We start from the raw sequence: 26081 nt of genomic DNA, 5'->3' as shown, positions 1-26081 counted from the left end.
TTCTCCCCCTCGGGGGTTCGGGCCGGGGCCCCCCCAGCCCCACTGGCGGGGCCGGGGGGGGGGCCGGCGGCCCCCCCCCCGGGGGGGGGGCCGGGCCGCGGCCGCGCCGTTTCTCCGCCGCACGGCGTGCTTCACTCGGCGTGCGTCATGAGGCGGCCCGTTCGCCCAGGGCCGCGTCCGGGTGGGTGAGGCCCAGGTGGTCGCGCAGGGTCGTGCCCTCGTAGTCGGCGCGGAACACGCCCTGTTCCTGGAGGAGCGGGACGACCTGGTCGGCGAACGGGTCGAGGCCGCCGGGCGTGATGTGCGGGACGAGGATGAAGCCGTCGGAGGCGTCCGCCTGCACGAACTCGTTGATGGTCCGCGCGACGGTGGCCGGGGAGCCCACGAAGGTCTGCCGGTTGCCGGTGTTGATGACCAGGTCGCGGATGGACCACTTGTTGGCCTCGGCGAGCCGGCGCCACTCACGGGCGACGGCGACCGGGTCCCGGTACATCCGCACCTGGGCGCGGCCCCGCGAGATGTGCTCCTCCCCCACCAGCGGGTCGACGTCGGGCAGCGGGCCCTCCGGGTCGTACGCCGACAGGTCGCGGTTCCAGACGAACTCCAGGTGCTTGAGGGCCGTCGCGCCGCTGACCTGCAACCGGCGTACCTCGTGGGCGAGTTCGGCGGCCTCCGCGTCGGTGTCGCCGAGCACGAAGGTCGCGGCGGGCAGGATGAGCAGGTCGGCGGGGCGGCGGCCGTACTTCGCGAGGCGGGACTTGACGTCCGTGTAGAAGGCCTGGCCCTCCTTCAGCGTGGAGTAGCGGCTGAAGATGGCGTCCGCGTCGGCGGCGGCGAACTCGCGGCCCTCGTCGGAGTCGCCCGCCTGGAAGATCACCGGGCGGCCCTGCGGGGAGCGGGGCACGTTGAACCGGCCGTGGATGTCGAAGTGCTGCCCCCGGTGGACGAAGGAGCCGGCCCGGGCGTCCGTGAGGAAGGTGCCGGTGGCCTGGTCGGCGAGGATCTCGTCGCCGTGCCAGGAGTCGAAGAGCTCGTGCGCCGTGGTGAGGAACTCCTTGGCGCGGGAGTAGCGCTCGTCCTTCGGCAGGAAGCCGCCGCGGCGGAAGTTCTCGCCGGTGAAGGCGTCCCACGAGGTGACCACGTTCCAGGCGGCGCGGCCGCCGGAGAGGTGGTCGAGACTCGCGAACTGACGGGCCACCTCGTAGGGCTCGTTGAACGTGGAGTTGATCGTGCCGGTCAGCCCGAGCCGGTCGGTGACGGCGGCCAGCGCGGCCAGCACGGTGAAGGTGTCCGGGCGGCCGACGACGTCCAGGTCGTAGATCTCGCCGCCCTGTTCGCGCAGCCTGAGTCCCTCGGCGAGGAACAGGAAGTCGAACTTGGCGCGTTCGGCGGTCCGCGCGAAGTGCGCGAAGGAGCTGAACTCGATGTGGCTGCCGGCGGCCGGGTCGCTCCACACGGTGGTGTTGTTGACGCCGGGGAAGTGCGCGGCCAGGTGGATCTGCTTCAGGGGCTTGCTCATGGCGGTGTCGGTCGTCCTCTCCGGCTGCTCAGGCGGACACGGCGGCCGTGGCGGACACGGCGGTCGCGGCATAGCGGTTGGCGGGGCGGGCGAGGCCCAGCAGGCCGCGCAGGGTGCCGGCCTCGTAGGCGCTGCGGAACCGGCCCCGGCGCTGGAGCTCGGGCACCAGGTCACGGCTGACGCGGGGCAGGTCGTGCCCGGCGACGGCGGGCCGCAGCCGGAACCCGGTCAGCCCGGCGGCCGCCAACTCCTCCAACACGTCGGCGAGTTGTTCTGCGGTCCCGGTGAAGACCGGGGCGTCACTCGTGTACGGCGCACCCGCGAGCCCGTCCAGCCGCTCCCGCCGGGCCTGTGCCTCGGCCCGGCTGTCGTCCAGGAGGACGACCAGGTCGCCGAAGACGTGCAGGGTGTCCCCGGCCCGGCCAGCCGCCTCCTGTTCGGCGCGGATCTCGGCGACAATGGCGCGGGCCTCGTCCGCGTCGTGCGGGGTGACGTAGCCGACGTCGGCCTGCCGGGCCACGAGCCGGTACGGCACCGTCCCGTGAGCCAGCGCGGTGACCAGGGGCTGGCCCTGCGGCGGGCGGGGGGTGATCGAGGGGCCCTTGACGCTGAAGTGCCGGCCCTCGAAGTCGATGTAGTGCAGCTTGTCCCGGTCGACGAAGCGGCCGGTCGCCACGTCCCGGATCTCGGCGTCGTCCTCCCAGCTGTCCCAGAGCCGGCGCACCACCTCCACGTGGTCGGCGGCCTCGGCGAACAGCTCGGAGACGATCTCCCGCGCGGCCGGGCTGTCGTAGGCCTCGATCCGGCCGACGGTGCGGCGCCCGAAGTGGGCGGCCTCGTTCGGCCGGCCGCTGACCTGCACGCGCAGACCGGCGCGGCCGGTGCTGACGTAGTCGAGGGTGGCGATCGCCTTGGAGATGTGGAACGGCTCGGTGTGCGTGGCCACGACGGTCGGGACCAGGCCTATGTGCCGGGTGAGCGGGGCGACCCGGGAGGCGATGAGCACCGCGTCGAGCCGGCCGCGGACCTGGTCGGTGCGGTCGTCGGGATCAAACAGGTGCGAGGACTGCGGGCCGAGGCCGTCCTCGATGGTCACGAAGTCGAGCAGGCCGCGCTCGGCCTCGGCGACCAGGCCGGCCCAGTAGCCGGCGGTGAACAGGTCCCGGGGGCGGGCGACCGGCTCGCGCCAGGAGGCCGGGTGCCAGCCGGTGCCGTCCAGCGCGACGGCAAGGTGGAGGGGAGATGCGGTAGTTGGGGACACGTCGGTGCCTTCCTTGACGTCCGTACGAGGGTGGGGCACGGCGAACACCGGCTCGCGGGGCCAGGCGTCGGCGAGGGCCGGTGCGGCAGCGGAGAACCCGGGCCCGGAACGGCCCCGGGAGAAGGTCAGTGACGACAGAGTGCGGCGGACACGCGCTGGAGATCTATGTGCGGCCGGGAGTGGAGACGGACGGACCGGTACGCGTGCGGGGCGCGCGGCGGGTGTACGCGTGTCACGGCCGTCACCTCCGTACGTGCTGCCCGGCGATTCTCCTCGACACTCACAACGCGCCGCCGGCTTCGCTTGTTCCCGCTGTACCCGCTGTTCCCGCGCTGCGGACGCGCACGATCCGTGAGCGGCGGCGCAGGGTGAACCCGAGGGACTCGTAGAGCCGGATCGCGGGGGTGTTGTCGGCGGCGGCGTGCAGGAACGGGGTGTCCCCGCGCTCCCGGATGCCCCACGCGACCGCGCGTACCAGCCGGGTGGCGAGCCCCCGGCCGCGGTGTGCGGGGTCGGTGCACACGGCGCTGATCTCGGTCCAGCCGGGCAGCCGCAGCCTCCCCCAGCCTCCGGCCGGGGGGACCCCCATCTCGCTTCGCTCCCCCGCCATCGCGATCAGCCGCCCGTCGTGCCGGATCCCGAGGTAGGTGCCCATCTCGACGGTCCGCCGCAGATACGGACCGGGCCGGGTGCGGGCGACGAGGTCGAGGATCTCGGGGACGTCGCCGGGCCCGAGCCGTACGGCCTCCGGCGCGGGTTCGGCGCGCAGCGCGGTGTCGACCAACTGCACGCCCACCCCGGCCCCTTGGAGCTGCCAGCCGTCGGGCACCCGGTCGACGGGTTTGATCCGTACGGTTGTTCCCGGCCCGACCAGGGTGCGCAGGTCGTGCCAGGCGGCCGGGTCCGCCGGGTCGGCGAGCGCGGCGAAGGCGTAGATGCCGTCGCGGTAGCGGGCGGCGCGGCCCACGCGCTCGGCGAGGCGGGTGTGCGGGCCGGTCAGGGCGGCCCAGACGGCGTTGTCGAGGCCGCCGAGATCGGTCTGCTGGAGCACGGGGGCGACGTTCCCTTTCGGCCGGCGAGGGACAAGTGTCGAGTGACGCATGGTCAGGAATTGCTCAGCGGCAGGCCGGGCGGGTTGATCTCGGACGTGGGGACCGCCTCGTTGGAGAGGTTGTAGGCGGCCAGCCACTTGGCGTACTGCCCGTGCCGGATCAGGTAGTTGACGGCGTCGGCGAGCGGTTTGGCGAGCCCGCTGCCCTTCTTGGCGGTGGCCGCGATCAGCCCCTGCAGCGACTCTCCGGCACCGGAGAAGGTGCCCGCGTTGCGGGTGGCCTGCGGGGTGTTCGCGGTCTGCCGGACGCGGTAGGCGACCCCCGGGTTGGGTCCGAAGTAGGCGTCGATCCTGCCGCTGCTCAGCGCCAGGTTGACGGCGTTCTGGTCCGGGAAGTACTTGACGGTGAGCTGCTTGCCCTGCTTGGCCAGCCGGGCCTTCCACTCCAGCAGGATCTTCTCCTGGTTGGTGCCGGAGCCCACGGACACCGTCCGGCCCGCGAGGTTCTCGTAGTTCCCGTCGAACGTCCAGGTGCTCTTCTTCAGCGTCTCGAACGCCAGGTTGTCCTTGCGGTAGGTGGCGAACTCGTACTTCTTCTTGCGCTCCTCGGTGTCGGTGACGTTGGAGAAGGCGACGTCGACCTTGCCGCTGTCGACACCGACGAAGAGGTTCTCCCAGGTGAAGCTCTTGACCTCGGGCTTCAGGCCGAGCACCGCGGCCACCAGCCGGCCGAGGTCGGGCTCGGAGCCGGTGAGGGTCTTCTGGTCGCTGCCCACGTAGTCGAGCGGCGCGGACCCCGCGGGCAGCGCGCCGACGCCGATGGCGAGCGTGCCGCTCCTGCGGACGGAGGCGGGCAGTTCGGCGCTGATCGACGCCACCTCGGAGACCTTCAGCGTGGTCTGCTTCGCGGCGCCGTTGGACAGCCGGCCCACGGTGACCGTGCCCGCCGCGTCGGTCGTGGTGGCGGCCTCGCTGTCGCCCCCGCAGGCGGCGAGCCCGGTGGCGAGGGTGGCGACGGCGGTCGCCGCGGTGATGCCTCGGATCAGGCTGCGTCGGAAGAGGTGGCCGGTCATGGCTGTCCTTGTCGTTCGGTGGGTGCTGGGGATCAACTGGGGTGGTTTCACAGGACCTTGGCGAGGAACTCGCGGGTCCGTTCGTGCCGGGGCCGGTCCAGCACCTGGCTCGGCGGTCCCTGTTCGACGATGCGGCCCTCGTCGAGGAAGACGATCCGGTCGGCGACCTCGCGGGCGAAGCCGATCTCGTGGGTGACGATGACGAGGGTGGTGCCGCCGGCGGCGAGGTCCTTGATGACGGCCAGTACCTCGCCGACGAGTTCGGGGTCGAGGGCCGAGGTCGGCTCGTCGAAGAGGATGACGCCGGGCCGCAGGGCGAGGGCACGGGCGATCGCGACACGCTGCTGCTGGCCGCCGGACAGCTGCCGCGGATAGTGGCCGGTCCGGTCGCCGAGGCCGACCCGGGTGAGCAGTTCGCGGGCCAGGTCCCGGGCCGCCGGCCTGGTCAGCCGGCCGGTGGCGGCGGGGGCGGCGGCGACGTTGTCGAGGGCGGTCAGGTGCGGGAAGAGGTGGAAGTTCTGGAAGACGAAGCCGATCCGGCTGCGCTGGGCCAGGATGGCGCGCTCGCTCAGCTCCTTCAGCCGGCCGCCGCTGCCCCGCCGGACGCCGATCGGCTCGCCGCCGACGCTGACATGGCCGATCTCGGGCTTCTCCAGGTGGTTGACGACGCGGAGCAGCGTCGACTTGCCGGAGCCGGACGGTCCGATGATCACCGTGACCTCGCCGGGGCGGATGGTCAGGTCGATGCCGTCGAGGACACGGTGGGCGCCGTACCACTTGTGGACGCCGTGGACGTCGACGGAGACGGGGGCGGTGGTGTGGAGGGTGGTCGCGGTGGTGGTCATACGGCGGCCTCCCGGCGCAGTCGGGCCCGGAACCCGGTGACGGCCGCGCGGGCCCTCTGCCAGGGAGTCGGCGGCAGGGTGCGCGTGGCGCCCCGGGCGACGTACCGCTCGACGTAGAACTGGACGACGGACACGGCGCTGGTCAGGATCAGGTACCAGACGGTGGCGACGAGCAGGAGCGGTACGACGTCGCCGGGGTAGGTGCTGCCCATCGTCTGCACCGAGCCGAACAGGTCGAGCAGGGACACGTAGAACACCAGGGACGTGCTCTTGACGAGCCCGATCAGCTGGTTGACGTAGTTCGGGGTGATGGACCGCAGGGCCTGCGGGAGGACGATCCGGCGGAACCGGTAGCCCCTGGGCAGACCGAGCGCGGCGGCCGCCTCGTGCTGTCCCTGGTCGACGGAGAGGATGCCGCCGCGGACCACCTCGGCCGCGTAGGCCGCCTCGTTGAGGCTGAGGCCGACGACCGCGATCGCCATGTCGGTGGCCAGCTTCGACTCGTCGAAGGTGACGAAGGCAGGACCGAACGGCACGCCGAGGCTCAGGGTCTTGTACAGGGCACTGAAGTTGTACAGGAAGATCAGCACCACGATGAGCGGCACCGAGCGGAAGAGCCAGGTGTACGTCCAGCTGACCGCGCGCAGCACGGGGCTGCCGGAGAGCCGGCCGAGTGCCAGCACGACGCCGCCGACGAGGCCGGACACCGCGCTCAGGGCCGTGACTTCGAGGGTGACGCCGAGCCCGTCGAGGACGGTGGGGCGCAGGAACCAGTAGCGGAAGCGGTCCCACTGGAAGAAGGGGTTCGTGGCCAGTCCGTGCCCGATCTGGGCGACGAGGACCAGGACGACGGCCGTGGCGATCCACCGTCCGGGCCGGTGCAGTGGCAGAACTCGCTGTGCAGTGAGGGATTTTGACGGTGCGTCGGCGGGTGGCGCCTCGGCCAGGGAGACGGCGGCGCCTGGGGGTTCACTCATGGCGGGGCTCCGGCTTGGGTCGGCGCCCCGGTCGTCGCACGCCGCACGGGCGTGGGCCGCGACGGCGCTACGGCGCGAGGCGGCCCACGGCGGCGCACGGGACACCGGGGGCTGGGGCGGGGCGGACAACGGCACACCGCGGGCGGTGTGCGTCGGGAACGCGAGTGGCTGGAAAGGGAGTTCAGCCGCGGCGGCGGGCGGTGCCCGGCACGGTACACAGCGCGCTGTTGACCCGGAGCAGATCGACGGCGCGGTCGGCGACGAGGAGGCCGGCGTACGACGGGACGCGGCCCTGGGGGCGGCTCAGGGCCGTCCGGGGGCTTGCGTCCATGGCGTCACCTGTCACTGTTCCGGCCCCGCGGGGCCCTCGCGCTTACCGAAATGCGTCGTTCCGGTCCGGTCGTCACCTGGGGCACCCCACCGCGCTGCGAGGGTTGCCGGTCAGCGAGCCAGGGCTTGGCGCTGACGCTCATGACCGTTCTGGCCGTCAGTTAAGGCAGCCGGCCGCCGGTATGTCAACGGCCGTCCGCCAAGTGGACGTTCGACGTCCCTCATGCACCGCTCTCACCTGCGGGAAGCATCCTCGGCGTCGGCGGCGTGAGCCGCCCAGTCCAGGATCTGGACGGCTGCCCCGGCGGCCTCCAGCCCCTGGCAACGGCCGTGGTGACGGCGGGAGATGCCGTCGAGGTCGAGGTGCCGGCCGAAGGCGGGACGCGCGGCCAGCCGACGGGCCCAGGCCCACAGGGCGCGGTGGCCGGCGATGCGGTGCACGGCGGAGGCGTCGAGGTGGCAGCGGTGGACGGTGTCGAGCTGGACCAGGGTCACCCACAGTTCGACGTCGGCGGCGGTGAGCCGGTCGTCGACCAGGTACTCCTCCCCCGCCAGCCGGTTCTCCAGCCGGCCCAGCGTGTCGAGGAGCACGTCGAGGGCGGCGGCGCGCCCGTCCGGGTCGCCGCCCGCCTGTCCGGCCCGCTGCGCGGCCTCCTCGATGTCGTCGCACATCCCCTCGACGGCCTCGATCACGGACTCCTGGCCGCACGGGTACAGCGAGGCGTGCCCCGCGTGCGGGAAGCGGTCGAGGTCGCGCAGGATCTCGCGGGCCCGGGTGCTGACGATGCGGCCGGACCAGTCGTCGCTGAGCACGGGGGCAAGGGCCGGCCCGGTGTAGTGGTGGGCGCTGGCCTCGTACAGCGGGCGCAGCGCGGCGTGACCGCCGCCGGGACGGTCCGGAACGGCGGACAGGAGGGTGACGGGACACCTGTCGCCCAGGCCGAGGACGTCGTGTCCGACGGCGAGGCGCAGTCCGTCGGGACAGGCGGTGGACAGGTGGAGCCGGTAGCGGTGGGCCACGGCGTAATGGCCGCTGCGGGCATCCCGGCCGATCCGCCCCCGGAAGACGGGAGCGGCGCGGTGGACGGACGGGACGGCGGCGAGCGGAGTGCTGGACATGCGTCTCCCCGGGTGATGGGTGTGCGGTGGGGCGCGCCGGCGGACGGCGTCGGCCGGTGGGCGCGCGGGAGCCCGGTTCAGCGGAGCGGGCTGATCGCGCTGCACACACGCAGCAGATCGATGTGGCGGCGGGAGGTGAGCAGGGGGGCGCGGAGCGGCGTACGGCCTGCGCGGCCGGCGACCGTTTCGAGGCGCGCCATCATTCCCTACCAATTCACTAGGATTCCCGTCCTGAAGTGTCGATCCGGCTCCGTGCGACGTCAAGAGGGGGTCCACGAGCCGGTCGGCGCGCGATGCTGCGGCCGGGCGTGTCCGAGGTCTCCTCAGACGGTGCGCCATGTGACATAGTACTGCCCGTGGCAAAGCGATTGACCTGCGATGTCGTGGTCGTCGGAGCCGGCATGGTCGGCGCGGCCTGTGCCCTGTACGCCGCGCGGGCCGGCCTCGACGTACGGGTGGTGGACCGGGGACCGGTGGCCGGCGGCACCACCGGGGCGGGCGAGGGCAACCTCCTCGTCTCGGACAAGGAACCGGGCCCGGAGCTCGAACTCGCCCTGCTGTCGGCCCGGTTGTGGGAGCGCCTGGCCGACGGGCCGGGTGCGGCGGCCGAGTACGAGCCCAAGGGCGGCCTGGTGGTCGCCCGGGCGCCCGCCGCCCTGGCCGCGCTGACGGACTTCGCGGCCGGACAGCGCGCCGCCGGCGTCGTCGCCGAGCCGGTGAGCGCGGCCGAACTGCCCCACCTGGAGCCCCACTTGGCCGCGGGCATGGCGGGCGGGGTGCACTATCCGCAGGACGCCCAGGTCATGCCCGCCCTGGCCGCGGCGCATCTGCTGCGCGCCTCCGGCGCCTCGCTGCACACGGGCTGGACCGTGACCGGGGTGATCCGCGGGGCGGACGGCACGGTCCGCGGCGTCCGCACCGACCGGGGCGAGCTGTCCGCACCGGCGGTGGTGAACGCGGCCGGCACCTGGGGCGGCGACCTCGCGGCACTCGCGGGTGTCCGGCTGCCGGTCCTCCCCCGGCGCGGCTTCGTCCTCGTCACCGAGCCGCTGCCGCGCATGGTCCGGCACAAGGTGTACGCGGCGGACTATGTGGCGGACGTGGCGAGCGACTCGGCCGCCCTGCGCACCTCGCCGGTCGTGGAGGGCACGGCCGCCGGACCCGTGCTGATCGGCGCGAGCCGGGAGCGGGTCGGCTTCGACCGCTCGCTGTCCCTGTCCGCCGTACGGGCGCTCGCGGCCGGGGCGATCGGCCTGTTCCCGTTCCTGCACCGGGTCCGCGCGCTGCGCACGTACGCCGGCTTCCGGCCGTATCTGCCCGACCACCTCCCGGCGATCGGCCCCGACCCCCGGGCGCCCGGGCTCTTCCACGCCTGCGGGCACGAGGGCGCCGGCATCGGACTCGCCACCGGCACCGGCCGGCTGATCGCCCAGGCGCTCACCGGCGCGACACCGGAGCTGGACCTCACCCCGTTCCGCCCGGAGCGGTTCGACTCGGACGGAGGCGACACGCCGTGAATCCCCTGGAGTTGGCCCGGGCCCGGCCGGGCGAGCACTTCACCGTCACCCTGGACGGGCGCCCCGTCGCGGCGCTGCCCGGGCAGACCGTCGCGGCGGCACTGTGGGCGGCGGGCGTGACGGCCTGGCGCAGCACGCGCGGTGCGGGCCGGCCGCGCGGGGTGTTCTGCGGGATCGGGGTGTGCTTCGACTGCCTGGTGACCGTCAACGGCCGTGCGAACCAACGCGCTTGCCTGGTCCCGGCGCACCCGGGCGACGTGATCCGCACCCAGGAGGGGACGGGGCGGGGCGATGAGTGAGCGCGTTCGTCTCGCCGTCGTCGGCGCGGGTCCGGCGGGCCTCGCCGGGGCGCTGGCGGCGGCTTCCCGGGGCGTGCACGTCACCCTGGTCGACGCGGCCGCCCGGGCGGGCGGCCAGTTCTACCGGCAGCCCGCCCCCGCCCTGAACGCCCGCCGCCCACAGGCCCTGCACCACCAGTGGCGCACCTGGCGGCGACTCGCGGACGGCCTGGCCCGGCACACCGAGGCCGGGCGCCTCACACATCTGACGGACCATCATGTGTGGTGTGTGCGGCGGGAGTCGGACTCCTTCGCGGTGCACGCCCTGCTCGGACCGGAGCAGGAGGAAGGCGTCACCGTGCGCGCCGACGCCGTCCTGCTCGCGACCGGCGGTTACGAGCGTGTGCTGCCCTTCCCGGGCTGGACACTGCCCGGAGTCGTCACAGCCGGCGGCGCGCAGGCCATGCTCAAGGGCGGCCTGGTGCTGCCGGGCCGTACGGTCGTGGTCGCGGGCACCGGACCGCTGCTGCTGCCGGTGGCCACGGGGCTCGCCGCGGCGGGGGCGCGGGTGGCCGCGCTGGTGGAGTCCGCCGGCCCCGAAGCCCTGCTGCGCCGCGCTCCGGACCTCGCCTCGCAGCCCGGCAAGCTCGCCGAAGGCGCCTGGTACGCGGGGCTGTTGGCGCGGTACCGGGTGCGCGCCCTGGCCCGGCACACGGTGGTGGAGGCGCACGGCACGGAACGGCTGACGGCGGTCACCGTCGCCGCGCTCGACCGCACCGGCCGGATCCGGCCCGGCACCGTGCGCCGCATCCCCTGCGACACCCTCGCCGTCGGCCACGGCATGCTGCCGCACACCGACCTCGCCGAGACCCTCGGCTGCGCGCTCGCCGGAACGGCCGTGCGGGTGGACGCGGAGCAGCGCACCGACGTGCCCGGGGTGTGGGCCGCCGGCGAGGCCACCGGCATCGGCGGCGCGGCCCTCGCCCTCGCCGAGGGCCACATCGCCGGCCGCTCGGCGGCCGCCCGCTTGCGGGGCACCGCCCCCGACCCGCACGCCTGGGCCGCCGCCGACCGGGCCAGGACCCGGCACCGGGCCTTCTTCGCGGCGCTCGACACGGTGTACGCGCCGCCCGCGGGCTGGGCGGAGCGGATCCCGGACGACACGGTGGTGTGCCGGTGCGAGGAGGTCACCGCCGGCGAGGTCCGTGCGGCCGCAAGGACGCTCGGGGCCACCGACCTGCGCTCCGCGAAGCTGCTCACCCGGGCCGGCATGGGCTGGTGCCAGGGCCGGATGTGCGCGCCCGCGGTGGCCGGCCTGACCGGCTGCCCGCTCACGCCGGGACGCCGCCCGTTCGCACGTCCCGTCCCGCTCGGCGTGCTGGCGGGCCTGCCGGACGACGATTCACCCGCACCACAGTGATATGTCACATACTTATGGATTGGGGACCGCTCATGACCCACCCGGAGAACCGCCCCTGGCGCGGCGTCCTCGTCGCCACCGCGCTTCCGCTGCGCGCCGACCTCTCCGTCGACCACGACCGCTACGCCGAGCACTGCTCCTGGCTGGTCGACAGCGGCTGCGACGGCGTCGTGCCCAACGGCTCGCTCGGCGAGTACCAGGTGCTCACCCCCGAGGAGCGGGCCCGGGTGGTGGAGACGGCGGTGGCGGCGATCGGCGGGGAGCGGGTGATGCCGGGCGTCGCGGCGTACGGCTCCGCCGAGGCGCGGCGCTGGGCCGAGCAGGCGGGCGAGGCGGGCTGCGCGTCGGTGATGCTGCTGCCGCCCAACGCCTACCGGGCCGACGAGCGCTCGGTGCTCGCCCACTACGCGGAGGTGGCCCGCTCCGGCCTGCCGGTGGTGGCGTACAACAACCCGATCGACACGAAGGTCGACCTGGTGCCCGAACTCCTCGCCCGGCTGCACGGCGAGGGCCACATCCACGCCGTCAAGGAGTTCTCGGGCGATGTCCGCCGCGCCTACCGCCTCGCGGAACTCGCCCCGGAACTCGACCTGTTGATCGGTGCCGACGACGTCCTGCTGGAGCTGGCGGTGGCCGGTGCCAAGGGGTGGGTGGCGGGCTACCCCAACGCGCTGCCGCGCGCCTCGGCGCAGCTGTACCGCGCGGCCGCGGCCGGCGACCTCACCACCGCGCTCCCCCTGTACCGGCAGCTGCATCCCCTGCTGCGCTGGGACTCGCGGACGGAGTTCGTGCAGGCGATCAAGCTGTCCATGGACGTCGTCGGCCGGTACGGCGGCCCGGTGCGCCCGCCGCGCGTCCCGCTCCTGCCGGAGCAGGCGGCCGCGGTCCGCGCGGCCACCGAGAAGGCCGCCGCCGCGGGCCTCGCGTAAGCACCCACACACGCAGGAGGTAGTCGGACCATGCGCAGCAAGCTCGTCCTGCACGCCGTCGACTCGCACACCGAGGGCATGCCGACCCGCGTGATCACCGGCGGGATCGGCACCGTGCCCGGCGCGACGATGAACGAACGGCGGCTGTACTTCCGTGAACACCGCGACGGGATCAAGCAGTTGCTGATGAACGAGCCGCGCGGCCACTCCGCGATGAGCGGCGCGGTCCTCCAGCCGCCGAGCCGTCCCGACTGCGACTGGGGGGTTCTCTACATCGAGGTCTCGGGATATCTGCCGATGTGCGGGCACGGCACGATCGGGGTGGCGACCGTGCTGGTCGAGACCGGCGTGGTGGAGGTCGTGGAGCCGGTGACCACCATCCGGCTGGACACCCCGGCGGGGCTGGTGGTGGCCGAGGTGGCGGTCGAGAACGGCGCCGCGCGGCACGTGACCCTGAGGAACGTGCCCTCGTTCGCCGTCGCCCTGGACCGCGAGATCACCCTCCCGGACGGCCGTACGGTGACCTACGACCTCGCCTACGGCGGCAACTTCTACGCGATCCTCCCCCTCGACGCCTTCGGCATCCCTTTCGACCGCGCCCGCAAGGACGACATCCTCGCGGCCGGTCTCGCGCTGATGGAGGCGATCGACTCCGAGGCGCAGCCGGTGCATCCCGAGGATCCGTCGATCCGCGGCTGCCACCACGTGCACCTCTACGCGCCCGGCGCCACCGCGCGGCTCTCGCGGCACGCGATGGTCGTCCACCCGGGCTGGTTCGACCGCTCACCGTGCGGCACGGGTACGTGCGCGCGCATGGCGCAGCTGCACGCGCGCGGCGAACTGCCGTTGCACACCGAGTTCGTGAACGAGTCCTTCATCGGCACCCGGTTCACAGGACGCCTGCTCGGCGAGACGGAGGTGGCCGGAGTCCCGGCCGTGCTGCCGAGCTTCACCGGCCGCGCGTGGATCACCGGCACCGCGCAGTATCTGCTCGACCCCGCCGACCCGTTCCCGGAAGGCTTCGTCCTCTAGACTCCCGCCGGTGATGCGTGACATGGCACAGGAACAGCACAAGCCGGACCCGGACCCGGGGCTGCCGGCGCTCCCCCGGCTCGGGGGCCGGCGCAGCAGTTACCGCGAGCGGGTCGCCGACGCGCTGCGCGCCGCGCTGATCGCGGGTGAGCTGCGGCCGGGCGAGGTCTACTCCGCGCCCTCGCTCGCCGCCCGCTTCGGTGTCTCGGCGACGCCGGTACGGGAGGCGATGCTGGACCTCGCCAAGGAGGGCCTGGTCGACACCGTGCCCAACAAGGGCTTCCGGGTCACCGCCGTCTCCGACCGGCAGCTGGACGAGTACACGCACGTCCGCGCGCTGATCGAGATCCCCACCGTGGCCGCCCTGGCCCGCACGGCCGACCGGGTCTCCCTGGAGGCGCTGCGGCCGGCGGCCCGGGAGATCGTCACGGCTGCGGCGGCCGGCGATCTGATCGCCTACGTGGAGGCCGACACGCGCTTCCACCTCGGCCTGCTCGCCCTCGCCGGAAACGCCCACCTGGTCGAGGTGGTCGCCGACCTGCGCGGCCGCTCCCGCCTCTACGGTCTGACCGCCCTCGTGCGGGCGGGCCGGCTCCTCGCCTCCGCCCAGGAACACCTCGAACTCCTCGACGCCCTCCTGGAGCGCGACGAACGGTCCGTCCACGAGATCATGACCCGGCACCTGGGACATGTCCGCAGCCTGTGGGCGGCGGGCGAAGACAGCGACTAGGGCGCTACCGCATATTTCACGGCCCTGATGCTCTTGATCTGCACTTTTTACGTCATCGACCCGGCCGGACACCAGAACGACCGCCAATTTTGCGGTGGGTGGGAGCTTCCCGGACCATACTCCCGTTCCGGCGATCCCGGGACATCTGTTCGATGAGAGGCAGACCACCCACATGGCCACGGCCGTCGACACCACACACGCCGACACCACGGACACCGCGGACACCACGGACCCCTCCGGCACCAGCAAGCACGCCCGGAGCTTCGGCCTCCCGGTCGCCACCGCGCTGGTCATGGGCAACATCATCGGCGGCGGGATCTTCACGCTCCCCGCCTCCATCGCCCCCTACGGCACGGTCAGCCTGATCGCCTTCGGCGTGCTGACCGTCGCCGCCATCGCCCTGGCCCTGGTCTTCGGCCGCCTCGCCGCCCGCGACCCGCGTACCGGCGGGCCGTACGTCTACGCCCGCGAGGCCTTCGGTGACTTCGCGGGCTTCCTGACCGCCTGGTCGTACTGGATCACCGGCTGGGTGTCGAACGCCGCGCTCGCCGTGGCCGCCGTCGGCTATCTGAACGTGGTGCTCCCGGTGGGCGGCAGCCACTGGTCCGCGTGCCTGGCCGCCCTCGTCCTGCTCTGGCTGCCGGCCGTCGCCAACTTCGCCGGCACCCGGTACGTGGGCGCCGTCCAACTCGTCTCCACGGTGCTGAAGTTCGTGCCGCTGCTGCTCGTCGCGGTCGGCGGGCTGTTCTTCTTCGACCCGTCCCGCATGGGGCCGTTCAACTCCAGCGGTCACGGTCCGGTCGGCGCGGTGTCCGCCTCCGCCGCCCTGCTGCTCTTCTCCTACCTGGGCGTGGAGTCCGCCGCCGTCAGCGCGGGCGAGGTCAGGGACGCCCGCCGCAACGTGGGCCGCGCCACCGTCATCGGCACCACGGGCGCCGCCGTGGTGTACCTGCTGGGCACCCTGTCCGTCTTCGGCACGGTCCCGCACGACCGGCTGGTGCACTCCACCGCGCCGTTCTCGGACGCCGTGAACGCGATGTTCGGCGGCGGCTGGGGCGGTACGGCGGTGGCGGTGGCGGCGGTGATCTCGATGACCGGCTGCCTCAACGGCTGGACGCTGCTCAGCGCCCAGACCCCGTACGCCGCCGCCAAGGACGGCCTGTTCCCGGCCGCCTTCGCCCGGCGCCGCCGGGGCGTGCCGACCTTCGGCGTCGCCGTCACGGCCGTCCTCGCCTCGCTGCTCACGGCGTACAACTACCTGTCGGGCTCGACCAGGGTCTTCGAGGTCCTGGTCCTGGTCACCACCTTCACGGCGACCGTGCCCTACCTGCTGGCGACGGCCGCGCAGCTCTTCCACCTGATCTCCGGCAAGGGCGAGTCGGTGAACCGCGCCCGGCTGGTGCGGGACGCGGTGATCACCACGGTCGCCGCCGGCTTCTCCCTGTGGCTGATGGCGGGCGCCGGATACGCGGCGGTCTACCAGGGCACGCTGTTCCTGTTCGCCGGCGTCCTCGGCTACGCGATCCTCGCGGCCCGCCGCCGGCGGAACGCGTCGTAGGACGCGGAGGCCGATCGGGGCAGGCAAAAGGCGCCGTACCGGAGAGATCCGGTACGGCGCCTTCCCGCGTTTCGCAACGTCGGGACGACAGGATTTGAACCTGCGACCCCTTGACCCCCAGTCAAGTGCGCTACCAAGCTGCGCCACGTCCCGTTGCGATCCACGCGGGGTGTCCCGCGTGATCACGCAGGTCAACCTTACCGCACCCGTGCCGGTGCCCGTGTCACCCCCGTCGCGGCGGGTGCCGGGGTACGGCCGGGGCGGCGGGCCGGGACCAGGAGGGCGGCGCCGGCCGCGGCCAGGCAGAGGAGGGCGAGCAGGGTCCAGCCGTGGGTGTAGCCGGAGGCGTAGGGCAGGCCGGAGGGCTGGAGGCGGCCGGTCACCAGGACGCTGGTGAGCGCGGCGCCGATGGAGCCCCCGATGGTGCGGATGTTGGCGTTCATGCCGGTCGCGGCGCCGGTCTGCTCGGGCGGGACGCTGCCGACGACCAGGTTGGCCATGGAGGCGAAGGCGAGGCCGATGCCCAGGCCGAAGAGGCCCGCGACCACGGCTATCTGCCACTGGGCGTCATGCCAGAGGGTGAGGACACCGCAGGCCAGCGCGCCGAGCGCGGCACCCGTGGTGAGCAGCGCCTTGGCGCCGACGCGGGGCTCCAGACGGCCGGAGAGGACGCCGGAGAGGAACATCGCGAGCAGCATCGGCAGCATGAGCAGCCCGGAGGCGGTGACGCTGGCGCCGAAGCCGTATCCGGCCGCGGCCGGGGTCTGGACGAAGCCGGGCAGGAAGGACCAGATCGCGTACATGCCGGCGCCGAAGAGCAGGGCGGCCGTGTTGGTCGTCCACACCGCCGGCAGCCGCATCACGCGCAGGTCGATCAGCGGGCTGCGGGAGCGGGCCTCGGCGGTCAGCCACGCGGCGAACAGCACGACGGCGGCGGCGAACAGGCCGAGCACCTTCGGCGAGCCCCAGCCCCACTGCCCGGCCTGGCTCAGCGGCAGCAGCAGGGCCACCAGCCAAGCGGAGAGCAGCGCGGCACCGGCCCAACTCACCGTCCCCCGGGCCCGCCTGGGGGATTCGGGGACATAGCGCACGGCGATCAGGACGGTGGCGGCGACGATCGCCACGGGGATCCAGAAGAGCCAGCGGTAGTCGAGCGCGGAGACGATCGGGCCGGCGGCCACCATGCCGACCCCGCCGCCGGCGGCGATCACCGCGGAGAGGTTGCTGATGCTGCCGCTGACCTCGGCCGCGGTGAACTCGTCCCGGATGATGCCGAAGGACAGCGGGAAGAGGGCGCCGCCGACGCCCTGGACGACCCGGGCGACGATGAGCACGCCGATGTCCGGCGCGAGCGCGGCCACGAGGCAGCCGGCGAGGACGGTCAGCAGGACGGCGACGAGCGTGCGCTTCTTGCCGACGAGGTCGCCGATGCGGCCGAGGATCGGGGTGAAGACCGAGGCGGACAGCAGATAGGCCGTCATCACCCAGGTCGCGGTCGACTGGGAGGTGTGCAGGGCGTGCTGGACGGTCGGCAGGGCCGGCGCGATCAGGGACTGGAGCATGGAGAACACGCCCGCACCGGTCGCGAGGACCGCGAAGGTGAGGCGGGTGGACGTGCGGGGCATGAAGGAGCCTCTCCGGAAAACCGGGACAGGGAAGTGTGGAGTGCACGAGCGATTGCTAAAGTGGAGGTGCGCCTCCACTCTAACGGAGGCATGCCTCCGTTTCAAGATGCGGAGGTGACCCTCCAGATCGCTGGATCGTCCACGTACCCCAGGAGGCAGCCGTGACGGCCACGCCGTTCCCCGTCGGCGCATTCGTGGCGGCCCGCCGGCCGCACCGCAAGGACGCCGCCCGCAACTACGACGCCCTGCTCGCGGCCGCCCGCGAGGCGTTCGCCGAGCACGGCTCGGACGCCTCCCTGGAGGACATCGCGCGCCGCGCGGGCGTCGGCATCGGCACGCTGTACCGCAACTTCCCCACCCGCCGCGATCTGTTCGAGAGCGTCTACGCCGACGAGGTCGACGCCCTGTGCACGGCGGCCCTGGAGGTCGCGGACCGGGAGCCGTGGGAGGCGCTGACCGCCTGGCTGGACCGGTTCGCCGGGTACATGGTCACCAAGCGCGCGGTGCGCGAGGCCCTCAACGACGAGTCGGAGATCTTCCAGTCCTGCCGCGACTCGATGTACGCCGCCGGAGGCCCGTTGCTGGAGCGCGCACAGCAGGCGGGCGTGGCCCGGCCGGACATGAACTTCACCGACCTGCTGCGGATGGTCGCCGGGATCACGGCGACGGTGTTCGACGACGACGCCCAGCGCGACCGGGTCCTCGCGATCGCCCTGGACGGCGTGCGCACCGGCCGCTGAGCCCCCGCCGCGGGCGCCCTACTTGATCACCGCGTTCGCCACCACCACGATCACTCCGAGCAGCGCGTCCCCCAGCCCCATCAGGATCGCGGTGGGCCAGCGGCGGGCCGACCAGCGGGCGGTGATCAGGCCGAGGGAGAAGAGGATCACGATGTTGAGGAGGAAGGCCGGATACTCCAGCCCCTTCGGGGGCCACCAGCCCCAGCCCGCGCCCGCGAGGATGAAGACCGTCGGCAGGACGGCCGTGACCAGCGGCCACTCGTCGCGCAGGGTGCGCAGGACGTCCCAGCGGCGGTGCGGGGCACGCTCGGCGATGTAGTGGGCGTAGCCGTGGGCCAGGGCGGAGGCCAGGGCGGTCACCAGCAGCCAGACGGCGTCGTAGCGGCGGCCGGCCTGGGTCGTGCGGCCGTACTGGGAGAGCGCGGCGACCATCGAGCTGGCGAGGACGGCGCCGTAGACCCCGCCGAAGAGGACCGCCTCGCGCGTGCCGTGCTGCCGGTCCGGCTGCGGCCCGCCGGGCTCGGCGGCGGCCGCCGTGGAGTCAGCCATGCTTCCCACGGTCCCTTGGGCCCGGTACGGCCGCCAGCGGTGGCGCCCCGACGAAGTGTCCCGTGACCGGCCCCGATGCCCCACACCCTGTCGCCCCCGGCCCGCCCGGCGCCCTGGCTAGGGTCGCCTCATGACGCACAGCTTCGCGCTCCACATCCCGGACGCCGGCCTCGAACCCGAGCCCCTCGATCCGGAGCAGATCGTCTCCGGGAACCCGGAGGTCACCGGGAAGGTGGTCTGGCAGTCGCCGGACGGCAGGCAGATCCGCGGGATCTGGCAGATCACGCCGGGCGTGGTCACGGACACGGAGGCGGACGAGGTGTTCGTGGTGATCAGCGGCTCGGCGACGATCGAGGTGGAGGGCGGGGCGACGCTGCGCGTGGGGCCGGGGGACATGGCGGTGCTGCGGGAGGGGGACCGTACGCGGTGGATCGTGCACGAGACGCTGCGCAAGGCGTACGCGATCAGTCTGTGAACTCGGCCGACGTGTCGGCGCGGTCCCCCGTGCCCCCGTGGCCCAGCGCCTCGACTCCCGCCGCCAGCGCCTCCACCACCGCGTCCGGCGGACGGTTCGTGTCGCCGCTCGTGCGGGCCAGCAGGGGCAACTCGACCTGGACTCCGCCGAGTCGGGTCAGGTTGACCGGGTTCCTGGGGTGGACGCCGCGCAGGTCGGACGGGATCGCCGTGAGGTCGGTGACCGCCGGGAAGTGCGGGGCGCGGGCGGCCAGCGCCTCGGCCACGACGCGGGCCGCCGCCCGGTTGCGGCCGCCGAGGAAGACCGTGTGCGCCGCGCGCATGTGACCGTGCAGGGACACCGTGAGGGAGACCCGTGCCAGGAACTCCCGCAGCAGCGCGCAGTGTTCGGCAGCCATCCGCGGCGACGTGATGTGCACCGGCCGCGGGTTTCCCGGCTGGGTGAAGACGAGGCTGGTGGCACCGCAGCGCCGGGCCAGGATCCCGGCGAGTTCGGCGGTGCCGCCCTCGTTGCTGCCGTGCAGCGCCAGCAGCCCGACGCCGTCGCCGGGGACGAGGGTCGCGAGCAGCGCGACCCCCTCGATCGTCACCCGCTCCACGCGTGCGGTGCGCGTCACCGTTCTCCTCGTTCCCCCGGCTGTGCCGGCATGTTGTACGGCGTGACGACCTGGATCGCGGACGGCGGCGGCGGTGCGGCCGGGGGCAGCGCGCCGTGTGCCCGCATGACCAGGTGGCAGGCCTCGCGCAGGTCCTGGCGCAGATCGTGGTGGAGCACGGCGGACAGCCGGTGCTCGCGCAGCAGGCGGATGTTCTCGTGGTCCAGGTCGTGGGCTATGAACACCGCGCACTCCCGGCCGAGGTCGGCGAAGGCGCGCAGCGTGGCGTCGTTGCCGCCGCCGATCGAGTACACGGCGCGGATCTCGGGGTCACGTGTCAGCGCGGCGCGGACGAGGTCGTACTGGGTGGCGTCCAGGCCCTGGCCCTCGGCCGTCTCCACCAGGGTCCGCTCGGGGTACCGGGCCCGCATGAGGCTGCGGAACCCCATCTCCCGCTCCTCCTCGTTGCGGAAGAATCCGCTGCTGAGGCTGGTGAGGACGTTGCCCGGGCGGTCGCCGAGCCACTGGCCCATCAGATAGGCGGCGGTGGCGCCGGCAGCGCGGTTGTCGCTGCCGACACAGCCGAGCCGGCCGCTCGCGGGTAGGTCGGTGACCAGGGTGACGACGGGGATGCCGGCCGCCGTGAGCCGGCCCACGGCGGCGGTGACCTCGGGGACGTCCGGCGCCTTGAGGATCACGCCCTGCGAGCCGCGCCGGGCGATCCGGTCCAGCGTCTTGACCTGCTCGGCGGCCGGGCCGGTCTCGCGGAAGTGGAAGCGGGAGCGCAGCACCGCGGGGTGCAGCGAGGGCAGCTCGGCCTCCAGGGCGGCGCGGACGGCGGTCGAGAACCGCTCGGGCGCCTGCACCACGATGTCGACCATGAACGTACGGCCGACCAGCCGGACCTGGGTGCGCTGCCGGTCGAGGTCGGCGATGGCCCGGTGCACCTCCTGCGCGGTGCTCTCGCGCACCCCTCCCCTGCCGTTCAGCACACGGTCCACGGTGGCCTCGCTGAGGCCCGCCTGACGTGCGATCTCCCGGATCGGGAACGGATGGCCCACGCTCCGGCTCCTTGAGGGGTTTTTGATGGCTGGCTGCTGGTTGTTCGAGGGGTTTGTCATGACAAGAATGACAGGACCGGGCCGCTCGCGCGGCCGAACGCCCAGAGCTCCGGCCTGCCGCACGTCCTGATCCCCGAAATGAGGACACCCATGTCCCTCGCCTCCGCACCGGGCCGCGCCTGGCTGACCGAGCAGGACTGCGACCTCGGCACCTTCCGTGCCCTGACCGACCGCACGACCCGCCTCGCCGACCACCCGCACGCCACGTCCGTGCGGGACGGCGTCCCGCTGTACGACGCCGACCGGCTGCGCTCGGCCGGTGACCGGGGCGCGCTGCGCGCCGAGTTGGTGCGGGTCCTCGCCGACGGTCCCGGCATCGTCGTCGTGCGGGGCGCGTTCGCGGACGCGGCGGTCGTGGACCGGCTCACCGCCGTCTTCGAGGCGCTCGTCGCCGACCAGCGCGCCTCCGGGGCCGCCGCGGGCGACCACTTCGCGCGGCCGGGCGCCAACGACCGGGTGTGGAACGCGCTGGAGAAGGCGGCCCTGTACGACCCGGAGGCGTTCGCCGACTACTACGCCAACGACGTCCTGGCCCTGGTGTCCACCGCCTGGCTGGGCCCCGGCTACCAGGTGACCTCGCAGGTCAACGTGGTCAACCCGGGCGGCGCCGGGCAGAGCGTGCACCGCGACTACCACCTCGGCTTCCTGAGCAACGCGACCGCGGCCGCCTATCCCGCGCACGTGCACCGGCTCTCCCCCGTGCTCACCCTCCAGGGCGCGGTCGCCCACTGCGACATGCCGGTGGAGTCGGGTCCGACGCTGTATCTGCCGTACTCCCAGCTGTTCGAGCCGGGCTATCTGGCCTGGCGGCTGCCGGAGTTCCAGGCGTACTTCGCGGAGCACCACGTGCAGCTGCCGCTCGCCAAGGGCGACGCGGTGTTCTTCAACCCCGCGCTGTTCCACGCCGCCGGCGGCAACCGCACGGCCGGCGTACGGCGCACCGCCAATCTGCTCCAGATCTCGTCCGCGTTCGGCCGGGCGATGGAGACGGTGGACCGGGAGGCGGTGGCGAACGCGGTGTTCCCGGTGCTGCTGCGGCGCGCGGCCGAGGGGGCCGGCGAGGCGTGGCTGGAGCATGTGATCGCGGCGAGCGCCGAGGGGTATCCGTTCCCGACCAACCTCGACAGCGACCCGCCGGTGGCCGGTCTGGCCCCGCCCTCGCAGGCGGACCTGGTGCGGCGCGCGGTGCGCGAGGGCTGGGAGCCGGAGCGGCTGCGGGCCGGGCTGCGGTCGGGCGCCGAGCGGCGCGAGAGCTGAAAGGGCAGGCAGAGCATGGGACATGACGCACTTCTCGACGGCAAGGTGGTGCTCGTCAACGGCGGCAGCCAGGGCGTGGGGGCCGCCATCGCGCGGGCCGCCGTGCGTGCGGGCGCCGCCGTGGCGGTCACGGGCCGGCGGACCGGGCCGGGCGAGACGCTGGTGAGCGAGCTGGCGGCGGACGGCGGCACGGCGATGTTCGTCCGGGCCGACCTCGCGGACGCCGGGCAGGCGAAGGCGGCGGTCGCCGCGGTGGTGGACGCGTACGGCCGCGTCGACTGCCTGGTGAACTCGGCGGGCCTCACCTCCCGGGGCACGCTGCTGGACACCACGCCGGAGCTGTTCGACCAGCACATCGCGATCAACCTCAAGGCGCCGTTCTTCGCGATGCAGGCGTCGGTCGCCGACATGGTGGCCCGCAAGGCGCCCGGCACGATCGTCAACATCATCACCTCCTCGGCACACGGCGGTCAGCCGTTCCTCGCGCCGTACGTCGCCGCCAAGGCGGGCCTCGTGGGTCTGACCCGGAACGCGGCGCACGCCCACCGCTTCGACCGGATCCGGATCAACGGCCTGAACATCGGCTGGACGGCGACGGAGGGCGAGGACGCCACCCAGCGCGCCTTCCACGGCGCGGGCGACGACTGGCGCGAACAGGCGGCGGCGAGGCTGCCGATGGGCAAGCTCGGCCAGCCGGACGAAATCGCCGACTTCGTCGTCTTCCTGCTGTCCGACCGCTCGGGCGTGGTCACGGGCTCGGTGATCGACTGGGACCAGAACGTGCTCGGCGGCCTCGACTAGAACTCTCCGCACCCACCCTCGCGATCCCCTAGGAGCAGCACCCCTCATGCGTATCGGAATCCTCGGCCTCGGCCGCATCGGCGCCTTCCACGCCGAGACCCTCTCCCGCCTCGACGTCGTCGAGTCGCTCGTCGTCACCGACCCGTTCGCGGACGCGGCCAAGGCCGCCGCCGAGAAGTTCGGCGCCGAGTTCGCCACGGTCGTCGACTCGCCGGAGGCGCTGCTGGCCGCCGGCGTGGACGCCGTCGTGGTCGCGGCCGCCACCGACGCCCACCCCGCCCTGATCCTGGCCGGCGTCGAGGCCGGCGTCCCGGTCTTCTGCGAGAAGCCCGTCGCGAAGACGATGACCGAGGGCGTGGACGTGCTCAAGGCCGTCCAGGGCCGTGGCGTGCCCATCCAGATCGGCTACAACCGGCGCTTCGACACGGGCTTCGCCGCCGCCCGGGCCGCCGTGCGGGCGGGCGAGCTGGGCGCACTGCACACGGTCCGCTGCACGACCCTGGACCCGGCGCCGCCGCCGGCCGCGTACGTCGCCGCGTCGGGCGGGATCTTCCGCGACTGTTCCGTGCACGACTTCGACATCATCCGCTGGGTGACGGGCCGCGAGGTCACCGAGGTGTACGCGGTCGGCGGCAACCGGGGCGCCGACTACATCAAGGAGGCCGGCGACGCCGACACCACCGGCGCGATCCTCACCCTGGACGACGGCACGATCGCGGTCGTCTCCAACTCCCGTCACAACGCCCGGGGTTACGACGTCCGCATGGAGCTGCACGGCTTCGCGGACTCCATCGCCGTGGGCCTGGACGACAAGCTCCCGCTGCGCTCGGTGGAGCCGGGCGTGACCTTCCCGGCCGGCACCCCGCACGACTTCTTCATGGACCGCTTCACCGAGGCCTACCGCGCCGAACTCAGCGCGTTCACGGAGGTCGTGGCCGGCACCCGCCCGTCGCCCTGCACCGTCGAGGACGCCCTGGAGGCCGGCTGGATCGCCGAGGCCTGCACGCTGTCCCTGCGCGAGCACCGCCCGGTGACGATCGCCGAGGTACGGCAGGCGTGAGCCAGTAGGGGGGGGAGCGGCGCCGGGCGCGTGCCCGGCGCCGCTTCGCGTGTGCCGGCGGTAAGCGTGTCAGCCGCAGTAGCGGATCAGCCACTCGTCCGGGTTGTACGTGTCCCGCGCCGGGTCCGGTGCGGTCGCCGGCCTGGTCTCGACCATGTCCTGCGGGCGTATCCGCTCGGGCAGCGAGCCGAAGCGTTCGTGGCGCGAGGCCGCCGCGCCGTCGGCCTCCTGGGGCGCCTTGCGTGCTTCGGTACGGTGTGTCATCGCGTCCTCCCGTCTGCGCGGGCCTCCCCCGTCGTCCCCTCAACGCCCGCGTGCCCCCGGTTGGTTCCCGGCCGTCCTGCGGCCGAATCCACCGGGGGCACGGAGGAATGCCCGCGACGTGTCCGGGTGCTCAGGCCCCGCAGGAGCGCAGGAACCTGCGGGTGCGCACCGCGATCGGCAGGGGCCGGTCCGGCTCGCACGGGTACATGTCCTGCTCGACGATGGCGAACAGGTCCACGCCCAGCCGCTGGGCCGCCGCCAGGACGGGGCCCAGCTCCGGTACGCCGGTGGGCGGTTCGCACATCACGCCCTGGGCCACGGCCGGTCCGAAGGGGGTGCCCTTCGCCCGCACGTCGGCCAGGATCTCCGGGTCCACCTGCTTGAGGTGCAGATAGCCGATGCGCTCGCCGTAGGTCTCGATCAGCTTGACGCTGTCCCCGCCGCAGTACGCGTAGTGCCCGGTGTCCAGGCAGAGGTTGACCAGCTCGGTGTCGGTCGAGTCCAGGAACCGTTCGACGTGCTCCTCGGTGTCGATGTGGGTGTCGGCGTGCGGGTGGACCACGATGTCCAGGCCGAACTCCTCCTTGACCTCGTGCCCGAGCCGTTCCATGCCCTTGGTCAGGTGCGCCCACTGCTCGGCGGTCAGCTCCGGCGGCTCCAGGATCTCGGCGGTCTTGTCGTCCCGCCAGAACGAGGGGATGACCACCAGGTGCCGCGCGCCCGTGGCCCGGGTGAGCTCGGCGACCTGGCTGACGTGCGCCCAGGTCGCGTCCCAGACGGAGGGGCCGCGGTGCATGCCGGTGAAGACCGTGCCCGCCGAGACCTTCAGGTCGCGCCGGGCCACCTCGTCGCGCAGACGTGCCGGGTCGGTGGGGAGGTAGCCGTAGGGGCCGAGTTCGATCCACTCGTAGCCCGCCTCGGCGACCTCGTCCAGGAAGCGGTCCCAGGGGACCTGCTGGGGGTCGTCGGGGAACCAGACGCCCCAGGAGTCGGGAGCCGAGCCGACCCGGATGCGGTCCAGCGGGGTGGGGTGCGCCATGGTCAGGTGTTTCCTTCCGGGGAGGTCGCCACGGGTGCGGTGAGGTCGCTCTCCTCGGGGAGTTCCTCGGTGTCGACGCCGCGTACCTGGGCCAGTTCGTGCTTGAGCGCGGCGAGTTCGGCGCCGCCTGCCATGTGGTTGGTCAGCTCCTCCAGGCTGATCTGCGCGCGCTCGGCGGACAGTTCGAGGGTGCCGAGGCGCAGGACGCTGAAGTGGTCGCCGACCATGTAGGCGTGGTGGGGGTTGTGGGTGATGAAGATGACGCCGAGGCCGCGGTCGCGGGCGGCGGCGATGTACTTCAGGACCACGCCGGACTGCTTGACGCCGAGTGCGGCGGTCGGCTCGTCGAGGATCAGGACGCGGGCGCCGAAGTAGACGGCGCGGGCGATGGCGACGCACTGGCGCTGGCCGCCGGAGAGGGTGCCGATGGGCTGTTCCAGGTCGTCCAGGACGATGCCCATGTTGCGCAGTTCCTCGTCCGCCGTGGCCTTCATCCCGGCGATGTCCAGGCGCCGGACCGGCCAGGGGCCCTTCGTCATCTCCGAGCCCAGGAAGAAGTTGCGCCACACCGGCATCAGCGGCACCGTCGCCAGGTCCTGGTAGACGGTGGCGATGCCCTTGTCGAGGGCCTCGCGCGGGCTGGAGAAGCGTACCGGGGTGCCGTCGACGAGGAACTCGCCCTCGGTGTGCTGGTGCAGACCCGAGATGATCTTGATCAGGGTGGACTTGCCGGCGCCGTTGTCACCGAGCACGCAGGTCACCTTGTTCGCGTGCACGGTGAGGTCCACGCCGTGCAGCGCGCGGATGTTGCCGTAGGACTTGCCCGCACCGCGCAGTTCGACCAGGGCCCCCTCACCGGCGGGCGGGGTGTCGGCGAGCACGGCGCCGTGGGTGGCTGCCTTGTTGTCAGTCATCG

The 26081-nt window shown here is 73.3% G+C and carries 29 protein-coding genes, 1 tRNA gene and 1 riboswitch; of the genes, 12 read left to right on the top strand and 18 right to left on the bottom strand.

Going from position 1 to position 26081, the window contains the following annotated elements; all coding sequences use genetic code 11:
- Positions 1–145: 145 nt before the first annotated feature.
- The 10 genes from ACFC8N_RS30870 to ACFC8N_RS30825 form a co-directional block, all read right to left on the bottom strand.
- Entirely contained in the window at positions 146–1519 is a 1374-nt protein-coding gene (locus ACFC8N_RS30870; protein ID WP_376291496.1) for an NtaA/DmoA family FMN-dependent monooxygenase, read from the bottom strand.
- Between the two features lie 28 nt (positions 1520–1547).
- Positions 1548–2780 carry an LLM class flavin-dependent oxidoreductase gene (locus ACFC8N_RS30865; protein ID WP_376291493.1) on the bottom strand — a complete coding sequence of 411 codons (1233 nt, stop codon included), beginning with the start codon at positions 2778–2780 and terminating at the stop codon, positions 1548–1550.
- A 125-nt stretch (positions 2781–2905) separates the two neighbouring features.
- Positions 2906–3016, bottom strand: coding sequence for a putative leader peptide (locus ACFC8N_RS30860; RefSeq protein WP_356028542.1), 111 nt, complete (start codon positions 3014–3016; stop codon positions 2906–2908).
- A 44-nt stretch (positions 3017–3060) separates the two neighbouring features.
- Entirely contained in the window at positions 3061–3882 is an 822-nt protein-coding gene (locus tag ACFC8N_RS30855) for a GNAT family N-acetyltransferase (protein WP_376291490.1), read from the bottom strand.
- A 2-nt stretch (positions 3883–3884) separates the two neighbouring features.
- Positions 3885–4904 (bottom strand): transporter substrate-binding domain-containing protein, encoded by a 1020-nt coding sequence (locus ACFC8N_RS30850; protein WP_362821809.1) that lies wholly within the window; start codon positions 4902–4904, stop codon positions 3885–3887.
- Between the two features lie 47 nt (positions 4905–4951).
- Positions 4952–5749, bottom strand: coding sequence for an amino acid ABC transporter ATP-binding protein (locus ACFC8N_RS30845; protein ID WP_376291488.1), 798 nt, complete (start codon positions 5747–5749; stop codon positions 4952–4954).
- Positions 5746–6726: an amino acid ABC transporter permease gene (locus tag ACFC8N_RS30840; RefSeq protein WP_376291485.1), complete on the bottom strand. Its 981-nt coding sequence runs from the start codon at positions 6724–6726 to the stop codon at positions 5746–5748. The genes ACFC8N_RS30845 and ACFC8N_RS30840 overlap by 4 nt, the downstream gene beginning before the upstream one ends.
- 181 nt (positions 6727–6907) lie before the next feature.
- Positions 6908–7057: a hypothetical protein gene (locus tag ACFC8N_RS30835; protein WP_362821806.1), complete on the bottom strand. Its 150-nt coding sequence runs from the start codon at positions 7055–7057 to the stop codon at positions 6908–6910.
- Positions 7058–7090: 33 nt separating this feature from the next.
- Positions 7091–7203, bottom strand: a riboswitch (SAM riboswitch).
- Between the two features lie 87 nt (positions 7204–7290).
- Complete coding sequence (locus tag ACFC8N_RS30830; RefSeq protein WP_376291482.1) at positions 7291–8175, bottom strand: glutathione S-transferase C-terminal domain-containing protein; 885 nt, start codon at positions 8173–8175, stop codon at positions 7291–7293.
- A 77-nt stretch (positions 8176–8252) separates the two neighbouring features.
- Complete coding sequence (locus tag ACFC8N_RS30825; protein WP_356028525.1) at positions 8253–8375, bottom strand: putative leader peptide; 123 nt, start codon at positions 8373–8375, stop codon at positions 8253–8255.
- Between the two features lie 156 nt (positions 8376–8531).
- Here ACFC8N_RS30825 and ACFC8N_RS30820 point away from each other — a divergent pair, with 156 nt between their 5' ends.
- The 7 genes from ACFC8N_RS30820 (at position 8532) to ACFC8N_RS30790 (ending at position 15639) form a co-directional block, all read left to right on the top strand.
- On the top strand, positions 8532–9692 hold the full coding sequence (locus ACFC8N_RS30820) for an NAD(P)/FAD-dependent oxidoreductase (protein ID WP_376291480.1): 1161 nt from the start codon (positions 8532–8534) through the stop codon (positions 9690–9692).
- Complete coding sequence (locus tag ACFC8N_RS30815; RefSeq protein ID WP_376291479.1) at positions 9689–9991, top strand: (2Fe-2S)-binding protein; 303 nt, start codon at positions 9689–9691, stop codon at positions 9989–9991. Before ACFC8N_RS30820 ends, ACFC8N_RS30815 begins: the two co-directional genes overlap by 4 nt.
- On the top strand, positions 9984–11390 hold the full coding sequence (locus ACFC8N_RS30810) for an FAD-dependent oxidoreductase (RefSeq protein ID WP_376291477.1): 1407 nt from the start codon (positions 9984–9986) through the stop codon (positions 11388–11390). Before ACFC8N_RS30815 ends, ACFC8N_RS30810 begins: the two co-directional genes overlap by 8 nt.
- 32 nt (positions 11391–11422) lie before the next feature.
- Positions 11423–12319: a dihydrodipicolinate synthase family protein gene (locus ACFC8N_RS30805; RefSeq protein WP_356028517.1), complete on the top strand. Its 897-nt coding sequence runs from the start codon at positions 11423–11425 to the stop codon at positions 12317–12319.
- Between the two features lie 30 nt (positions 12320–12349).
- Entirely contained in the window at positions 12350–13351 is a 1002-nt protein-coding gene (locus tag ACFC8N_RS30800; protein WP_376291475.1) for a proline racemase family protein, read from the top strand.
- A gap of 13 nt (positions 13352–13364) precedes the next feature.
- Positions 13365–14081, top strand: a complete 717-nt coding sequence (locus tag ACFC8N_RS30795) for a GntR family transcriptional regulator (RefSeq protein WP_376291473.1) — start codon at positions 13365–13367, stop codon at positions 14079–14081.
- Positions 14082–14253: 172 nt separating this feature from the next.
- Positions 14254–15639 carry an amino acid permease gene (locus tag ACFC8N_RS30790; protein WP_362821798.1) on the top strand — a complete coding sequence of 462 codons (1386 nt, stop codon included), beginning with the start codon at positions 14254–14256 and terminating at the stop codon, positions 15637–15639.
- Between the two features lie 79 nt (positions 15640–15718).
- Here the strand turns inward: ACFC8N_RS30790 and ACFC8N_RS30785 are convergent.
- Both ACFC8N_RS30785 and ACFC8N_RS30780 read right to left on the bottom strand, forming a co-directional pair.
- Positions 15719–15792: transfer RNA gene (locus tag ACFC8N_RS30785), tRNA-Pro, on the bottom strand.
- Between the two features lie 44 nt (positions 15793–15836).
- The gene (locus ACFC8N_RS30780) at positions 15837–17264 is read right to left on the bottom strand and encodes an MFS transporter (RefSeq protein ID WP_356028509.1); all 1428 of its coding nucleotides are present in this window, start codon (positions 17262–17264) and stop codon (positions 15837–15839) included.
- A 161-nt stretch (positions 17265–17425) separates the two neighbouring features.
- Between ACFC8N_RS30780 and ACFC8N_RS30775 the strand changes: the two genes are divergently transcribed.
- Positions 17426–18004: a TetR/AcrR family transcriptional regulator gene (locus ACFC8N_RS30775; RefSeq protein WP_376291469.1), complete on the top strand. Its 579-nt coding sequence runs from the start codon at positions 17426–17428 to the stop codon at positions 18002–18004.
- Positions 18005–18022: 18 nt separating this feature from the next.
- On the opposite strand, the gene ACFC8N_RS30770 is transcribed toward ACFC8N_RS30775, so the two are convergent.
- On the bottom strand, positions 18023–18553 hold the full coding sequence (locus ACFC8N_RS30770; protein WP_356028504.1) for a hypothetical protein: 531 nt from the start codon (positions 18551–18553) through the stop codon (positions 18023–18025).
- Between the two features lie 130 nt (positions 18554–18683).
- Here ACFC8N_RS30770 and ACFC8N_RS30765 point away from each other — a divergent pair, with 130 nt between their 5' ends.
- Entirely contained in the window at positions 18684–19028 is a 345-nt protein-coding gene (locus ACFC8N_RS30765; protein WP_376291467.1) for a cupin domain-containing protein, read from the top strand.
- On the opposite strand, the gene ACFC8N_RS30760 is transcribed toward ACFC8N_RS30765, so the two are convergent.
- On the bottom strand, positions 19018–19644 hold the full coding sequence (locus tag ACFC8N_RS30760) for a poly-gamma-glutamate hydrolase family protein (RefSeq protein WP_356028499.1): 627 nt from the start codon (positions 19642–19644) through the stop codon (positions 19018–19020). The two genes, ACFC8N_RS30765 and ACFC8N_RS30760, sit on opposite strands and share 11 nt — an antisense overlap.
- Entirely contained in the window at positions 19641–20684 is a 1044-nt protein-coding gene (locus ACFC8N_RS30755) for a LacI family DNA-binding transcriptional regulator (RefSeq protein WP_376291465.1), read from the bottom strand. The genes ACFC8N_RS30760 and ACFC8N_RS30755 overlap by 4 nt, the downstream gene beginning before the upstream one ends.
- Before the next feature lie 150 nt (positions 20685–20834).
- Here ACFC8N_RS30755 and ACFC8N_RS30750 point away from each other — a divergent pair, with 150 nt between their 5' ends.
- Genes ACFC8N_RS30750 through ACFC8N_RS30740 form a run of 3 tightly spaced genes read left to right on the top strand, consistent with a single transcriptional unit; the run spans position 20835 to position 23862 of the window.
- Positions 20835–22001 carry a phytanoyl-CoA dioxygenase family protein gene (locus ACFC8N_RS30750; protein WP_376291463.1) on the top strand — a complete coding sequence of 389 codons (1167 nt, stop codon included), beginning with the start codon at positions 20835–20837 and terminating at the stop codon, positions 21999–22001.
- A gap of 15 nt (positions 22002–22016) precedes the next feature.
- On the top strand, positions 22017–22802 hold the full coding sequence (locus ACFC8N_RS30745; protein ID WP_376291460.1) for an SDR family oxidoreductase: 786 nt from the start codon (positions 22017–22019) through the stop codon (positions 22800–22802).
- A gap of 46 nt (positions 22803–22848) precedes the next feature.
- On the top strand, positions 22849–23862 hold the full coding sequence (locus tag ACFC8N_RS30740) for a Gfo/Idh/MocA family oxidoreductase (RefSeq protein ID WP_376291457.1): 1014 nt from the start codon (positions 22849–22851) through the stop codon (positions 23860–23862).
- Positions 23863–23931: 69 nt separating this feature from the next.
- Here the strand turns inward: ACFC8N_RS30740 and ACFC8N_RS30735 are convergent, their stop codons facing one another.
- The 3 genes from ACFC8N_RS30735 to ACFC8N_RS30725 form a co-directional block, all read right to left on the bottom strand.
- A complete protein-coding gene (locus tag ACFC8N_RS30735) occupies positions 23932–24126 on the bottom strand; it encodes a hypothetical protein (protein ID WP_362821791.1) in 195 nt (64 codons plus the stop codon).
- Positions 24127–24256: 130 nt separating this feature from the next.
- On the bottom strand, positions 24257–25165 hold the full coding sequence (locus ACFC8N_RS30730; protein ID WP_356028485.1) for a sugar phosphate isomerase/epimerase: 909 nt from the start codon (positions 25163–25165) through the stop codon (positions 24257–24259).
- A gap of 2 nt (positions 25166–25167) precedes the next feature.
- A complete protein-coding gene (locus tag ACFC8N_RS30725) occupies positions 25168–26079 on the bottom strand; it encodes an ATP-binding cassette domain-containing protein (protein WP_356028482.1) in 912 nt (303 codons plus the stop codon).
- Positions 26080–26081: the final 2 nt, after the last annotated feature.

It is taken from the genome of Streptomyces sp. NPDC055966, assembly GCF_042269865.1.
Taxonomy (GTDB): Bacteria; Actinomycetota; Actinomycetes; order Streptomycetales; family Streptomycetaceae; genus Streptomyces.
The sequence above is the reverse complement of the archived record's forward strand: the minus strand, read 5'-3'. Positions and strand labels throughout refer to the sequence as shown.